At 71.2% G+C, this 13,809-nt stretch carries 11 protein-coding genes and 1 pseudogene; 7 read left to right on the top strand and 5 right to left on the bottom strand.

Annotated features, from left to right (window positions below; genetic code table 11):
* Nucleotides 1-3 precede the first annotated feature (3 nt).
* Together WMF11_RS46745 and WMF11_RS46740 are read left to right on the top strand one after the other, a co-directional pair.
* A complete protein-coding gene (locus tag WMF11_RS46745) occupies nt 4-804 on the top strand; it encodes a polysaccharide deacetylase family protein (RefSeq protein WP_437713298.1) in 801 nt (266 codons plus the stop codon).
* A gap of 34 nt (nt 805-838) precedes the next feature.
* Nucleotides 839-1,594, top strand: a complete 756-nt coding sequence (locus tag WMF11_RS46740) for a SirB1 family protein (protein WP_437713296.1) — start codon at nt 839-841, stop codon at nt 1,592-1,594.
* Between the two features lie 71 nt (nt 1,595-1,665).
* Here the strand turns inward: WMF11_RS46740 and WMF11_RS46735 are convergent, their stop codons facing one another.
* The gene (locus tag WMF11_RS46735) at nt 1,666-3,189 is read right to left on the bottom strand and encodes an ATP-binding protein (RefSeq protein ID WP_437975353.1); all 1,524 of its coding nucleotides are present in this window, start codon (nt 3,187-3,189) and stop codon (nt 1,666-1,668) included.
* Between the two features lie 335 nt (nt 3,190-3,524).
* Here WMF11_RS46735 and WMF11_RS46730 point away from each other — a divergent pair, with 335 nt between their 5' ends.
* The 3 genes from WMF11_RS46730 to WMF11_RS46720 all read left to right on the top strand — a co-directional run bounded on the left by WMF11_RS46730 (nt 3,525) and on the right by WMF11_RS46720 (nt 6,585).
* Nucleotides 3,525-4,382: a CPBP family intramembrane glutamic endopeptidase gene (locus WMF11_RS46730; RefSeq protein WP_437905534.1), complete on the top strand. Its 858-nt coding sequence runs from the start codon at nt 3,525-3,527 to the stop codon at nt 4,380-4,382.
* A gap of 611 nt (nt 4,383-4,993) precedes the next feature.
* A complete protein-coding gene (locus WMF11_RS46725) occupies nt 4,994-5,899 on the top strand; it encodes an FG-GAP repeat domain-containing protein (RefSeq protein ID WP_437975352.1) in 906 nt (301 codons plus the stop codon).
* Between the two features lie 254 nt (nt 5,900-6,153).
* Nucleotides 6,154-6,585, top strand: coding sequence for a hypothetical protein (locus WMF11_RS46720; protein ID WP_437975351.1), 432 nt, complete (start codon nt 6,154-6,156; stop codon nt 6,583-6,585).
* A gap of 223 nt (nt 6,586-6,808) precedes the next feature.
* Here WMF11_RS46720 and imm31 read toward each other — a convergent pair whose 3' ends face one another.
* A complete protein-coding gene (gene imm31, locus WMF11_RS46715; RefSeq protein ID WP_437975350.1) occupies nt 6,809-7,093 on the bottom strand; it encodes an Imm31 family immunity protein in 285 nt (94 codons plus the stop codon).
* Nucleotides 7,094-8,155: 1,062 nt separating this feature from the next.
* On the opposite strand from imm31, the gene WMF11_RS46710 reads away from it, so the two are divergent.
* Entirely contained in the window at nt 8,156-10,732 is a 2,577-nt protein-coding gene (locus WMF11_RS46710) for a diguanylate cyclase (RefSeq protein ID WP_437975349.1), read from the top strand.
* A 76-nt stretch (nt 10,733-10,808) separates the two neighbouring features.
* Complete coding sequence (locus WMF11_RS46705) at nt 10,809-11,165, top strand: hypothetical protein (protein ID WP_437975348.1); 357 nt, start codon at nt 10,809-10,811, stop codon at nt 11,163-11,165.
* 91 nt (nt 11,166-11,256) lie between these two features.
* Here WMF11_RS46705 and WMF11_RS46700 read toward each other — a convergent pair whose 3' ends face one another.
* The 3 genes and pseudogenes from WMF11_RS46700 to WMF11_RS46690 all read right to left on the bottom strand — a co-directional run bounded on the left by WMF11_RS46700 (nt 11,257) and on the right by WMF11_RS46690 (nt 13,231).
* Nucleotides 11,257-11,721, bottom strand: coding sequence for a hypothetical protein (locus WMF11_RS46700; RefSeq protein WP_437975347.1), 465 nt, complete (start codon nt 11,719-11,721; stop codon nt 11,257-11,259).
* Nucleotides 11,722-12,033: 312 nt separating this feature from the next.
* Nucleotides 12,034-12,105 (bottom strand): annotated as a pseudogene (locus WMF11_RS46695) (dihydrofolate reductase family protein); the annotation flags it as partial.
* A 316-nt stretch (nt 12,106-12,421) separates the two neighbouring features.
* Nucleotides 12,422-13,231 (bottom strand): hypothetical protein, encoded by an 810-nt coding sequence (locus tag WMF11_RS46690; protein WP_437975346.1) that lies wholly within the window; start codon nt 13,229-13,231, stop codon nt 12,422-12,424.
* Nucleotides 13,232-13,809: the final 578 nt, after the last annotated feature.

Raw genomic sequence — 13,809 nt, 5'->3', positions numbered from 1 at the left:
CCGGTGCCGTTCGCGCGGGCCCTCCTCTACGCGGCGTCGCTCGGCGCGCTCGCGCTGGTCGCGCGCTCGCTGCTCGTCGCGCCGGTGCCCATGGCGGTCGCGGGCGCGGCCATCGCCGGCTACCTCGCGCTCGTCCTGTGCGGGGTCTTCTTCCTCGGGCTCGGGATGTTCGTCGACGTCGTGAAGCGCGGCCCGCCCGGCGCGCGGGGCGTGGCGCTGACGTTCGACGACGGGCCGAGCCCGGAGCACACACCGGCGGTCCTCGCGCTCCTCGACGAGGCGGGCGTGAAGGCGACGTTCTTCGTCATCGGCCGCAAGGCCGAGGCCCACCCGGAGCTCGTCCGCGAGATCGCGGCGCGGGGCCACGCCGTCGCCCTGCACAGCCACGCGCACGACCGGCTCTTCTCCCTGCGCTCGGCCCGCCGGGTCGAGCGCGACCTCCGGCAGAACCTCGACGTCATCGAGCGGATCACCGGCGCCCGCCCCACCCTCTTCAGGCCGCCGGTCGGCCACACGAGCCCGCGCATCGCCCGCGTGGTGGACGCGCTCGACCTCGACGTAATCGGCTGGTCGGCGCGGGGGTTCGACGGGCTCGCCGGGGCGGACCCCGGGCGGGTGGCGGCGCGGATCATCCCGGGGCTCCGCGACGGGGCGATCGTGCTGCTCCACGACGCGGCCGAGCGCGACGATCACGCGCCCGCGGGGCCCCTGGCGCTCCCGCGCATCCTGGCGGCGATGGAGAAGCGCAACCTGGTCGGGGTCCGCGTCGACGCGTGGCTCGACGACGGCGCGCGGGACGCCTAGACCATCTCCGTCGGGTGGCGCTACGCTCGGTCCGATGGCCGCGCCGGTGAGTCTGACGCTCTTTGCGCATATCGCCGGGAGACCGGAGGACGAGCTCGACCTCGCCGAGGCGGCGCTCCTCATCGACGACGCCGCGTACCCGGGCCTCGACATCCCGCACTACCTCGGCGTGCTCGACCGACTCGGCGGCGAGGCGCGGCGCGCGGTCGATCGCCCCCTGCGCGCCGCGGAGGCGACGCCGGGCAGCGGCCCCATCGAGCAGCTGCTCCGCTGGTTCTACGGCGACCTCGGGTTCCACGGCAACTCCGGGGACTACTACGACCCGAAGAACAGCTACCTGCACGAGGTCCTGGATCGCCGGACGGGCATCCCCATCACGCTGGCCGTCGTCCTCCTCGAGGTGTGCTGGCGCGCGGGCCTCGAGGCCCAGGGCGTCTCGTTCCCGGGCCATTTCCTGGTGAGGACGCCGGTCCGCGGCGGCGTGCTGCTCATCGACCCGTTCGAGGGCCGCCTGCTCGGCCGGGACGACCTGCGCGCGCTGCACACCCGCGCCACGGGCGCCACGCGCGATCCGGAGCCGCGGCTGCTGGTGCCCGCGCAGAAGCGGCAGATCCTGGTGCGCATGCTGAACAACCTGCGGTCGATCTACTCGAGCCGCTCGGACGCGTCGCGGCTGCGCAGCGTGCTCGAGCGGATGCAGGTGCTCGCGCCGACCGACGAGCTCCGGAAGGAGCTCGATCAGCTCGGCGGCGAGCGCCCCTGGCCGTCGTCGGGGCGGGGCGTGAACTGACGTGAACTGACGCAGGCCGACGCAGGCCGGCGTGAGCGAGCGTGGTCTCACGGCGGCTCGCTCGCCTCGCGCTACGCGGCCCCCGGCAGCAGCACCACGAACCGCGCCCCGCCGTCCGCGCCTCGCTCGACCCCGATCGTCCCGCCGGCCGCCTCCACGAGCCCCCGGCAGACAGCGAGCCCGAGCCCCGTCCCCTCGCCGACCTCCTTGGTCGTGATGAACGGCTCGAACAGCGTCTCGCGGACCGCCTCCGCGATCCCCGGCCCGTTGTCCTCGACCTCGATCCGCGCGCCCCCGCCCGCGCCCCGCGACGCGCGCACCGCCACGCGCCCCCCGACGCGCGGCACCGCGTCGGCCGCGTTCAGGAGCAGGTTCAGGAGCACCTGCACGAGCTGCCCGTGCGCGAGCGCCACGGCCGGCACGTCGGGCGCGACGTCCCGCTCGAGCTCGATCGCGCGGAACGCCTTCTGCGGCGTGACGAGCGAGACGACGTCGCCGATCGCCTCCGCGACCGACCCCGAGGGGAGGTGCCCTGCCTCTCCATCGCCGCCGGCCTCGGCCGCGCCCCGCGCCGCGGGCCGGGCGAAGTCGAGCAGATCGCGCAGGATCTTGTGGATCCGCTCCGTCTCCCGCTTCATCCGCTCGACGAAGTCGCGCTCCTCGGCCGGCGTGAGGCCCCCGGCGAGCAGCAGATCCTGCAGGCCGAGGATCGCCGCGAGCGGGTTGCCGATCTCGTGCGCGAGCCCCGCCGCCAGGCGCCCCACGGACGCGAGCCGCTCCGAGCGGACCAGCCGCTCCTGCGCGCTCTTCAGGTCCGCCGCGTAGCGCTCGATCTCGGCGATCTTCGCCCGCAGCGACTCCTCGTCGGCGCGGAGGCGGCCCGTCATGAGCGCGAGGCTCGCGCCGAGCTCCGCCAGCTCCCGCGCGCCGGCCCGCGGCACCTCCAGGTCGCGCGCCCCGCCGGCCACGCGGCGCGCCGCCTCCGACACCGCGTCGATCGGCCGCACCACGAGGTGGGTCATGGAGATGTACGCGAACACGAGCAGCGCCAGCGCCACGATGCCCGTGTAGAGCGCCACGATCCGCACGAGCGGCGCGGCGGCCACCGTCGACGGGTCGGTCGGCACCAGCACGGCCACGGAGCCCATCGACGTCGCGGGCGCCGGCTCCGCGCCGGACGCCGCCTCGCGCGCGGGCTCCGGGACGACCACCAGGAGCGCATCGCCGCGCGCCGTGCGCACCGTCTTCAGCACCTCCGTGCCGGCCTCCACCGAGGCCGGCAGCGCCGCCACGATCTCTGGCTCCCCGGCGCGGCCCGAGAGCGCCCCGGCCTCGTCGTAGACGCCGATCGCCGACGCCCCGTCCGGGCCGAGCTGCGCCTCGAGCAGGAGCGAGAGCTCCGGGGCGGAGCGGGTCGTCCGCGCCGCGGCCACGTGCCCGGCGATGGCGCGGCCGATCGCGCGGGCGCTCGACGCGCGCGCGCCGCTCATCGTGGCCCGCGTGAGGCTGGCCACGGCGAAGAAGAGCGGCAGGAACGCCAGGAGGAGCAGCGCGCCGAGCGCGAACAAGAGCTGAAGCCGGATCCCGAGCCGCACGGTGTGGTCTGCCCCCTGTCGTACCGTCCTCGCCCAGCTCGGCGCCCGCTCATCCGTGGCATCGCGCCGGGCTCGGAGGAACGACCTCTCTGATAGCGGCATGCGCGCCCATGGCAAAGCTCGCGAGGTTCGCGAGGTTCGGACCGACGGCTGGGCCTGGCGTCCGCCGCGCTGGCCTGGTACCCGCCACGCCGAGCTGGTGCCCACCGCCGGAACGAGACGTGAACGACGTGAACCAACGTGAACCACGCTGGCTGTTACAACGGCGAACCTCTATGCGCTTGATCGCTCGCCGAGAGTCGTGACATCATGGCTGGTTCAATGGGGATAGTCTTATGAGCTTGCTCGAATCCTCCTCCGACGTGATCGACCCACACCATGTTCCTTTCCTCGCCGGCTCCGCCGCCCGCGACGCGCGCCCGTCGACCGGCCGGCGCGACCGCTCGACCGAGCGCGCTGGGCTGGCTGCGGCGGGCGACGCCGATCACGACCTGCTCCGCCTCGAGATCGAGCTCCTCCGCCGCGGCGGTCGGGACGCCCTGGAGCTGCGCCGGGAGCTCGCGGCGTTCTTCTTCGTCGTCATCGCCCTCTTCGGCGTCGCGCAGCTCGTCCGGGATCTCATCCGCGCCGATCTGCCGCCGCTGCTCCAGATGGGCTATTCGTGGGGTTTCTTGCTGCTGCTCCTCGTGCCGATCGGGTGGTTCGTCCGGCGGCAGCCGCTGCCGCTCGCGCGGCTCGGCGTGACGCTCTCGGGCGCGCGGCATAGCCTCCGCGAGGCGCTCGTCATCGCCGCCATGGCCTTCGCGGCGTGCCTCGCGCTCCGCGCGGGGCCGGCCCTGCGCGGCGAGCCGTGGCTCGACTGGGGCTCGGTCGCGGGGTATTCGGGCCTCGAGTTCGCGATCTTCCTCGCGAGTTATGGGCCGCACTGCCTGCTCCAGGAGTTCATCGCGCGCGGCGTGATCCAGACCTCGCTCGAGCGGCTCCTGCCCGACGCCGGGCGCCTCGCGCCCATCGTCGTCACCTCGGTGCTCTTCGGCGTGTTCCACCTGTATGTCTCGCTGGCCTTCGCGGTCATCACCTTCGCCGCGAGCGTCCTCTTCGGCCTCTTCTACGCGCGCCACCGCACCCTCGTCGGCGTCACCGCCGTCCATCTCACGGTCGGCCTCGCCAGCGTCGCCGCCGGCCTCAACTGACCCTCTCCGCGACAGGCAAGCACGTGGGCAGGATCCCCCCAGGTGTACGTCCCCGGTAGAGCCATCGCGTTCACGATCGCTTGCCCGTGACACAGGGCCTCGACGTCACGGTGTCCCGAAAGGCCTTTTCTTCCGAGGGCGGCGACCAGCGGCCAGAAGCGATCTCACCGGACGTGGCGCGCGCCCGGCACCCAGGGGGGGTGCCCTGCTCGATGAGCAGAGAAGGCCTGTGACGCGCTCGATGCAAGAAGCGGGGAGTGGCCTGGTGAGGTACCATGTGGTGACCGCGCCGAGATCGGGCGCACAACATGGTCTCTATGGCCTTGCGCTTGCTCTCCGCCCGCGCACGTGCTCGGCGTGCTCAGGGTCGCGGACCGGATGGGATCTCCCGTGCCGGCGTCTGCGCCCGCGCCCGAGCCGCAAGCGAGGCGAGTGTGAGGAGGTCTGCGGCTACAGGGGCTGCGCTGTGCGCGATCGCTGCGGTTCACCCCATGCCGGCCTGCACGCCGGGCGTCGAGCCGGACCACGACCGCTGGTCCGCCGAGCCGGCGGCGTCGTCCCTGAGACGCGCGACGCAGCGGGCGAGCAGGGCTGGGTGGAAGGCCACTCGTATGAATGACTTCAATCGCGACGAGATGGTGGATGTGCTCTGGGAGCACCCCGAGAAGAGCCTGGCGGCGATCTGGCTGATGGAGGGGACCCAGCTGGTCGCGCCGGGGCCGGTCATCCCGGGGCCGATCGGCCAGGGCTGGGAGGCGGTCAATGCCGGTGACTTCAATTCCGACGGCATGGCGGATGTGCTCTGGCGCAGCGCGGAGCAGAACCTGGTGGCCATATGGCTGATGGAAGGGAGCCAGCTGCTCTCGCCGGGGCCGATCCTCCCGGGGCCGATCGGCCGGGGCTGGAAGGTCGTCGCGGTGGGCGATCTGAACCGCGACGGCATGGCGGATGTGCTCTGGAACGACAAAGAACAGAACGTGATGACGACATGGGCGATGGATGGGTCTCAGCTGCTCGCGCCGGGGCCGATCATCCCGGGGCCGCTCGGCCAGGGCTGGGTGGCGCGCGCCGCGAGGGACTTCAACCGCGACGGCATGGCAGACGTGCTCTGGGAGAACACGGAGCAGAGCCTGATAGCCGTCTGGCTGATGGACGGCGTTCAGCTGCTCGCGCCGGGGCCGGTCATCCCCGGGCTCGGCGGCGGCTTTCACGTCGTCACCGCGCGGGACTACAACGCCGACGGCATGGCGGATGTGCTCTGGAACGACAAGGAGCAGAACCTCATGGCCGTCTGGCTGATGGAGGGCAGCACCCTGGTGATCTCGGCAGGACCGGTGATCCCGGGGCCGCTCGGCCGCGGCTGGGAAGCATGCCCCGCCGCCGACAGCAATTTCGACGGCATGGCGGACGTGCTCTGGTACGCCACAGGAACGAACCAGGCGGCGGTCTGGTTGATGAACGGCACTCAGCTGCTCGCGCCGGGGTCGGTGTTTCTAGGGCCCGACGACGGCGGGTGACACGGCGCCGCCCCACGTCCGCGGATCCAGCGTAGCTGTCCAGGAGAGCGCGGGGCGCGCAGGAGATTCTTGTCGCCTCGCGTCAGCGCCGTGATTTGTCATTGACAGCCGCGAATCGCTTTGCTCTTCATTGTAATGCCGCCCTTCTGAACCGACCGGGACGTACATGACCGCCGCATGCTCCGCGACCGCCCTCTCGTACGAGCCCATCCGCGTTTCGGTCCAGCGTGGCGTTCGTCGGGACGGAGGCGGCCTTGGCGCGCGGGATTGAGCTGGATCGTTCGCGCTATCCGCTGGTCGTGATGCGGGCCGGCGAGCACTACACCCAGGACGACTGGGACGTGCTGATGAGGGGCATGATCCAGCTCATCGTGTCGGGGCCGTTCGGCCTGATCAACGACACGCGCGGCAGCAGCATGCCGAACGCCGTGCAGCGGCGAGCCGTCGCGCAGATGTACGCCGACTACGAGCGGCAGGCGCGCGCGCACCTGCTCGCGTCCGGCATCGTGGGCGAATCCAGCCTGGTGAACGGCATCCTGACCGCGCTCAACTGGCTGAAGCCGCCGCCGCATCCCGTCAGGGTCTTCTCGTCGATGACCGACGCGGAGCGCTGGGTGCTCCAGCATTTCAACGTCGAGCTCCGCCAGCAGGCCCTGGCGCCGAGCGTCGAGCACAGGGTCGGCTGACCGGCGCGCCGCGCCAGGAGATGACGACGGGGCGCGCCGGTGGAGGGTCGGCGAGCTCGAACGCTCAGCGTGAATGCTGGGCAACGACACATCGGGGCAGTTGGGAAGTCAGGGGAGGTGGTGAGATGCGCGGCGCGCGGGCGGGAGAGATGGCCGGGCAACGCCTGGCGCAGCGCGCCGCACCGAGGAAGCGGATGTGGTCAGCGAGGCGGCCCGACGTCGCTCATGTCCGGGGCGACCCCTCCCCGGTCGCCGGATCGACGCGCACGCCGATCACCTCGCCTGTGTACACGTCATCTCTGGACATCTTCCGTCCCTCCGTCCGCAGGCACCGCTCCTCCAGCTGCCAGCAGCAGTTGTCGTCGGCGAAGGCCTGGATGCCATACTCCCATCCACCGTCGCCGCAGGCTCGCCCCACGACGACCCCGCACGTGCCCCACAACCGCACCGGGACTGCGTCGCAGGTGAGAATGGATACAACCTCGTAAAAATCGAACTTCGGCTCCATACCTGTGCGTGATCTCCCCTCTCAAACACATCAACCCGCTGGCCGCGTGACCGTCAAACCCTTTTCCTTTATCTTCTTCAAATACGCAAAAGACCTCATCTCGGGACAACCGAGAACGGCCTCCTGGAAGACCGCGGGCGGACAGTAGTCGTGAGCATCAATGTAGTGCGCGATCAAGCTCGGAGCGACGTACACCACAGCCTCGTCACGCGCAGGAACAAACAGGTTATTCGCCCCGACAGAGATCTCCACATCTTCAAACCGAAGCTGGGCTGACGCTCCAGTGAAGCGGCAGTAGGGGCATGGCTGACGTCCCGCAAGAGCAACAGGCTGCCATGGATTGGAGAGGAGACGCATCAGCGCCCCAAAAAACTCCTTTGGCACAGGCCCTGTTGTGAACGAATTCCCTGACTCATGCCACCCGACCGCCCGCAGGACGTCTTGCCAGCGGCCAAAGTAGTTACATGGACTCAAATCTGGATAGTAAACCACAACCCCTCCACCTCTTGCGGCCCGGACTCGAGCAGCTCCCATTTGCCGTAAGCACGATAGACTCCATACGTAGCGCTCCAGATCGGCGACGTATAGCACGTGGTGCTGTCGCAGGCGCTCGCGAAGAGGAGCGCACCCAGGAGGACCACCCACACCATACGGGCGATGCCAACACGCGCGAAAGATCTCAGCGAGGGTCGCCCCGCAGTCTGTGGCTGTGGAGTGAAGACGGAACCATGAATTCGTGGACAAGTAGTTGATATAGCGTCGCTGTTCCCGGAGGTGGTGGATCGCATAAGCCGTTTACGGTCCGTGGAGTAGCTCCGTTGCGCCCGCAAGGGTCGTTCACGGTGCCCGCTGGCGATCGTCGAGCCGCGCACGTCGCGACAAGCATCGTTGCCCCGCCGCAGCGTATCCGAGCCAGGCCCCTCGACTCTCCTCCCTCCATGACTCCAGGTCACACCCCCTCCTCCACTCTCGCCCCTTTCCTTCCCACCGGCCAGCCTCCTCATCTCCGCCGGCAGAGAACTGGGCCCGGGGGATCGACCTCTGGTACCGGCATCCGAGCCGATGGCCAACCTCGTGCTCGCCGTGCTCACCGCCCGCCGTATCGCGCGCAACGCGGCGCCGCTCGCCTGCGCGCTGGCCCTCGGGGCGCTCGTGGTCCTCGACGCGGCCGCGCCGCTCCCGCCGCTCGCGGCCGCGACCGCGCTGATCGTGCTGCTCGTGGCGCTCGTCCAGCGGGCGCGGCGGCGCGCCGCCGCCATCGAGGCGAGCGCCCTGCTCGACCTCGAGGTCGGCGCCCTGCTCCTCGTCGCCACGTTCGCCGCCGTCCTCCGCCTCGACGGCTCGCTCGACGGCGACGCCCACGCCGCCCTCTACGTGGTCATCGCCCTCGTGAGCGCGTTCGCCCGCCCAGGGGCGTCGCTCCTCGTCGCGATCGCCGCCGCCGCCCTCGAGATCGCCGTCCGCTCGGCCGCGGCCCAGCGCGGCGCGCCGAGCCTCCTCGACGTCGCGCGCGCGGCCGCGCCGCACATCGGCTTCATGGCCGTCTTCTCGCTGCTGAACGCCACCATCCTCCGCGCAGAGCTCGGCCGCGTCAGGAAGGCCTCCCACACCCGCCTCCAGGCCGAGATCGAGCGGCTCCGCGACGACGCGCGCAGCTACCGCCTGCTCTCGGCCCCGGCCCAGGCGCGCGGCGCGGGCGCGGGCGCGGGTCAGAAAGGCGACGACGAGCGGCTCGCCCGCTCCGGCGTCGAGGAGATCCACCAGTCGGTGCTCTTCGCCCTGCGCCTGCTGCGCGAGTCGCTCGACCTCTACACCGCCGTGCTCCTCTGGCAGAACGACGCCGGCACCCACCTGCGCATCAGCGAGCTCGCGAGCGACGCCCCGAACCTCTCCGAGGGCCCGTTCCTCTCCGGCGACGGCGTCTTCGGCGCGGCGATCACGCAGCGCGCGCCGGTCGTCCTCGGGGGCCTCAAGCCCGGCTACAAGCTCCCCTACTACGTCGGCCCCTCCCCGGTGCGCGCCGTGTGCGCGCTGCCGGTGTTCGAGCACGGCCAGCTCCGCGGCGTGCTCGTCGTCGATCGCGTAGAGGACCGGCCGTTCTCGCCGCGCGAGCTCGAGCTCATCGACGAGGCGTGCCGCTACGCCGTGCGGGCCATCCAGAACGAGCGCGTCTTCGTCCAGCTAGAGCGCGCGAAGATCGAGCAGGGCAAGCTCTACCGCGCCGCCGAGGGGCTCGGCGCCGCCACGACCGAGCCCGGCGTCATCGAGGCCGGCGTCACGAGCGCCCGCGAGATCACGTCCGTCGATTTCGCGGCCGTCACGCTGTACGACGAGGCGCAGAAGGTCCACGAGATCCGCGCCGTCAGCGGCGACGGCGTCGCGGAGCTCACCGGGCAGCGCTTCCGCCACAACGCGGGGCTCGTCTCGATGGTGCTCCAGAACCGGCACCCGCTGCCGTACCGCGGCGAGTACGACGAGAAGCGCCAGGTCGTCTTCACCCGCCGCGTCACGCCGCCGTCGATGCCGTCGCTCATCGTGCTCCCGCTCGTCGTGCACGACCGGCCGCTCGGCACGCTGGTGCTCGGCTCGCGGCGGCGCGCGGCCTTCACCGACTCGGTGCGCAGCACGCTCGAGGTCCTCGCCAGCCACATGGCCGTGTCGCTCTCGAACGCGCGCATGGTGCGGCGCCTCGAGGAGCTCGCGACGATGGACGGGCTCACCGGGCTGCTCAACAAGCGCGCGATGCTCGAGGTGGCGGACCAGAAGATCACCGCGGCGCGGCGGTTCTCGCGGCGGCTCTCGGTGCTCGTCACGGACATCGACCACTTCAAGAAGGTGAACGACACGTACGGCCACGACGTGGGCGACGTGATCATCAAGGGGCTCGGCGAGGTCCTCCGGCGCGCGAAGCGGACGACCGACGCGGTCGCGCGCTTCGGCGGGGAGGAGTTCGTCGTGATCTGCGAGGAGACGGACGCGCGCGGCGCGATGCTGCTCGCGGAGCGCGTGCGCGAGGAGCTCGGCCGGACGACGTTCCACGCGGCCGGGAGCAACGGGCCTGTGCAGTGCCAGGTGACCTGCTCAATCGGGATCGCCACCTATCCCGAGGCGGGCAGCACGTGGGAAGAGCTCTTCAAGGCCGCGGACGAGTCGCTCTACGTGTCGAAGCGGTCGGGCCGGAACCGCTCCACGGCGTGGTCGCCGGCGGTGCGCTCGAACAGCGCGCATCCGCCCGCGGCGGAGGCGGCCGGCGCGGCGAAGCAGGCGGCGGAGGCGGCCGCCACGGCGAAGCAGGCGGCGGAGGCGGCCGCCACGGCGAGGCACGCGGCAGAGGCGGCCGCCGCGGCGAGGCACGCGGGGCCCGCGACGGCGCGGTCCCCGGCGACGGCCGCGGCGGCCAGGGCTGCGGCGGCGAGGCCCGCGGCAGGGGCGCCCCCGCCGCAGCGCAGGCCGGCCGTGACGGGCGGCGCAGGCGGCGCCACGGCGGCCCAGGGACAGGACGGCGCGCCCTCCGCCGGGAAGCGCGCCACGGCCGCCGCGCAGGCGCCGGGGAAGGCGCCCGGCGAGGCCGAGCCTCGGAGCAAGCCGAGGCGCCCGCCGGACGTCGATCCCACGAGCAAGCCGAAGACGGCCGCCTGAGGTCTGCGCGCCGCTTGCGGCCCAGGCGCGGCGGGAACATAAGCCTCCTCGGCGAAACCGGAGCCAAGGAGGCGCGATGAGCTCGGACCCCGATCGAGACGACCCCAGGGAGGATCTCAAGCAGGGGCTGAGCCTGCTCTGGCGCGCGGCGCGCAAGACGGCCGTGGACCTGCGCAAGGACCTCGACAGCACGAACGTCGGCAAGGCGATCGACGACGCCGGGCGCGAGCTCGTCCGGGCCGCGACGAACGTGGTCGGCCGGATCGGCGCCGAGCTGAGCAAGGGCCCGGCGCAGGCGCCCCCGCGGGACGAGCGCTCCGAGGGCCGAGGCGAGGCCGAGGGGCCCGAGACGCGGCCCGCCGGGCCCACGCCGGAAGACCCGGGGTTCCGCATCGCGGTCGACCCGGAGGACAAGGACACGAAGCCTCGCTAGCTGCGTCGGTCAGGAATCCCGCCAGAAACATCGGTCGATGACGAGCGATCGCCGAAAACGATAACAACCGATCGCGTCAACACGCCGACGCTCACTCCACGGCGATATCGACCGCCCCTGCTGCGGGGAACGAGAACGTCTGCTGCTTGATCGCATGATCGATCCCCACACACATGCCGTTGGTGCAATCCTGGTCACCCCAGAAAGTTACATGCGCGGTCAAGGTGCCAGCATCGAGCGCGACGAGCTTGTCGCAGGCTGGAGGGAATTCGCGGCTGTCTTGACACTCGGCGGGCAGATCATGGTGCTCGAGGACCCGGCCATCCCAGGTGAGCTCGACGCTCTCGTTCGGCCCGAGGGTTTTCAGCTCGCTCGAGAGGCAATCGAGCGGGCCCTGGTCGTCGTTGTCCATGTACCACCCGCAGGTGGGCCACCCGGTCAGGCCGGGCGATTGCGGCATCGCATCGCCCTCGCTGACCCTGAACGCCCTCGAACATTCGCCGTTGTCGTCGTAATGAATCGGCGTGGCGCGCTTGTTCGTGAGTTTGAAGACCACGTTCCCCGGCGACGCCTCGTCACGCAATGCGTCGCACTGGGATGAGGCCCCGCCATCGCCGCCTTGGCCCCCCTCCCCGCCGCTGCAGCCAAGAAGCGCAATTCCCAAGAAGCTGAGCCAAACAACAGGATGACTTTTCACGGGGACGTACATAAACATGTTTCGTGCCATGTGTCACAATGAGCATCTAAGTGGCTGATTTTGCAAGGGTTAGCCCCTGGCGGCGACAAACACCCGCGTGCCAACGTGGGCCAAAACCGGCCGCGCTGCCCCTCCTCAGACTTCTTGCTCGACGCGCGCACAGGTCTCGACGTACTCGTCGATGAGATCCAGCCGCTCCAGCTCGGTCGCGAGCTTGCCGCTGCCGAGGAGCACGCCGGCCGGCGGGCTGGCCGCGCGACCGGCTGGACGAGTTGCTGCCCGACGCCTGGGCGAGATCGTCGCGTGCGGCTCCGAGCGCCAGCAACGCCGACGTGACCTGAACAACGCGAGCTTCGGCCGGCGAACGCAGGCGGATGCCGCCTAGCTGGGCCTTCTTTCAGGACCGCCTGTGCCCGCGCCGAGTCGTGGGCCGACGCCGCCCCGCGCCCAGCATCGTCGACCCTGGCGAGAGCCGCAAGGGGCCGTGCCCATGGCGATGGCCGGGCGCTTACGAGGCGCCGACGTGCTGGTCGGCAGGAAGCTGGTATCGAGCAGTCCCTCAGCCGCCGCCGCACGGGCCATCCAGGACGGCGAGCCAGGCTCCGCCCTCGCAGACGAGGGCGACAGCTCTTCCGTGACTATCCTTGACACAGACGTCCTCGTCCGTGTCGGCGCAGGCACAGCCGACCGAGCCTGGCTCGTACGCCGTGTCGAGGTTCTGCGTGGGGCTGAAGCACACGGGAGGGACAGGCGCGCACGGGCCATCCTCGACGGCGTCCCAGCGCCCGTCGTTGCAGATGAGGGCGACCCCGCGCCCGGTGCTGTCATCGACGCACACGTCCTCGTCCGCGTCGGTGCAGGCGCAGCCGACCGAGCCTGGCTCGTACGCCGTGTCGAGGTTCTGCGTGGGGCTGAAGCACACGGGAGGGAGAGGCGCGCACGGGCCATCCTCGACGGCCTTCCAGCGCCCGGCGTCGCAGACGAGGGCGACGTCGCGCCCGGTGCTGTCTTCAACGCACACGTCCTGGTCCGTGTCGGCGCAGGCGCAGCCGACGGCGCCCGGCGTATACGCTTTATCGACGTTCTGGGTGGGGCTGAAGCACACGGGCGGGGGAGGCGCGCACGGGCCATCCACGACCGCCTTCCAGCGTCCGGCGTCGCAGACGAGGGCGACGCCGCGCCCGCTGCTGTCATCGACGCACACGTCCTCGTCGGCGTCGGTGCAGGCGCAGCCGACCGCGCCTGGCTCATACGCCGTGTCGAGGTTCTGCGTGGGGCTGACGCATTCGCCACCGTCCCCATCCACGGTACAGGAGAACATCTGCGCTGACAGGACCACACCGGCCAAGAGCCTTGCTGAGAGTTTCATAATTCACCTTCCTCTGCGCAACGGCATTGCAAGATGAGGGCCGCCGAAAAAAAGCCCGGGCACTCCAGCTCTTGCGTGTGGCATGGCTGTCACGCTCTGGCACAACTCGCTGAGTTCGTGCGGTGATCGCTGTCGGGTCTTCCGGCCGTGATCCGCGGGCCCACGGGGCGGACAGGAGGAGCCGAACGCGTGAGCCGCGGCGCTGCCCGGCCCACGCGTCTGCCGCGCTGGCGCTCGCATCGGCGGCCGCCCGAGGCCGGCGAGCCCGCGTCCCCGCCGGTCGTGCCGCCGTCGTTGCATGCAGAGAGCGTCAGGACCCCTGCCAGCGCCGCTCGCGCGGCGACGACCCCCAAACCCGTGCGTCGATGGACGCTGCTTTGAGCTGTTCGCATGTTGTCCTCGTTCGAATCCAGATGACCCGACGGGAGGATGGCCACGGCGTGCCGTGGGCCCATGTGTCCGTCCGGGCGTTGGTCTGGCCCGGGAGGCGCGTCGCGAGACGCTATGCGGCGTCACCGGGCGCCTTGCGGCGCACAACGGTGCTCTTCCAGTACGGCGGCCGCCGCGTCGGCGCTGGG

This window comes from Sorangium sp. So ce295 (genome assembly GCF_051527405.1).
Taxonomy (GTDB): domain Bacteria; phylum Myxococcota_A; class Polyangia; order Polyangiales; family Polyangiaceae; genus Sorangium; species Sorangium cellulosum_B.
This window is presented reverse-complemented; position numbering and strand designations above follow the sequence as displayed.

Coding starts and splice junctions, on each gene's coding strand:
- WMF11_RS46690 (WP_437975346.1), bottom strand. CDS start 13,231: ATGAAACTCTCAGCAAGGCTCTTGGCCGGTGTGGTCCTGTCAGCGCAG.
- imm31 (WP_437975350.1), bottom strand. CDS start 7,093: ATGGAGCCGAAGTTCGATTTTTACGAGGTTGTATCCATTCTCACCTGC.
- WMF11_RS46705 (WP_437975348.1), top strand. CDS start 10,809: ATGAGCTCGGACCCCGATCGAGACGACCCCAGGGAGGATCTCAAGCAG.
- WMF11_RS46710 (WP_437975349.1), top strand. CDS start 8,156: ATGGCCAACCTCGTGCTCGCCGTGCTCACCGCCCGCCGTATCGCGCGC.
- WMF11_RS46725 (WP_437975352.1), top strand. CDS start 4,994: ATGAATGACTTCAATCGCGACGAGATGGTGGATGTGCTCTGGGAGCAC.
- WMF11_RS46730 (WP_437905534.1), top strand. CDS start 3,525: ATGAGCTTGCTCGAATCCTCCTCCGACGTGATCGACCCACACCATGTT.
- WMF11_RS46740 (WP_437713296.1), top strand. CDS start 839: ATGGCCGCGCCGGTGAGTCTGACGCTCTTTGCGCATATCGCCGGGAGA.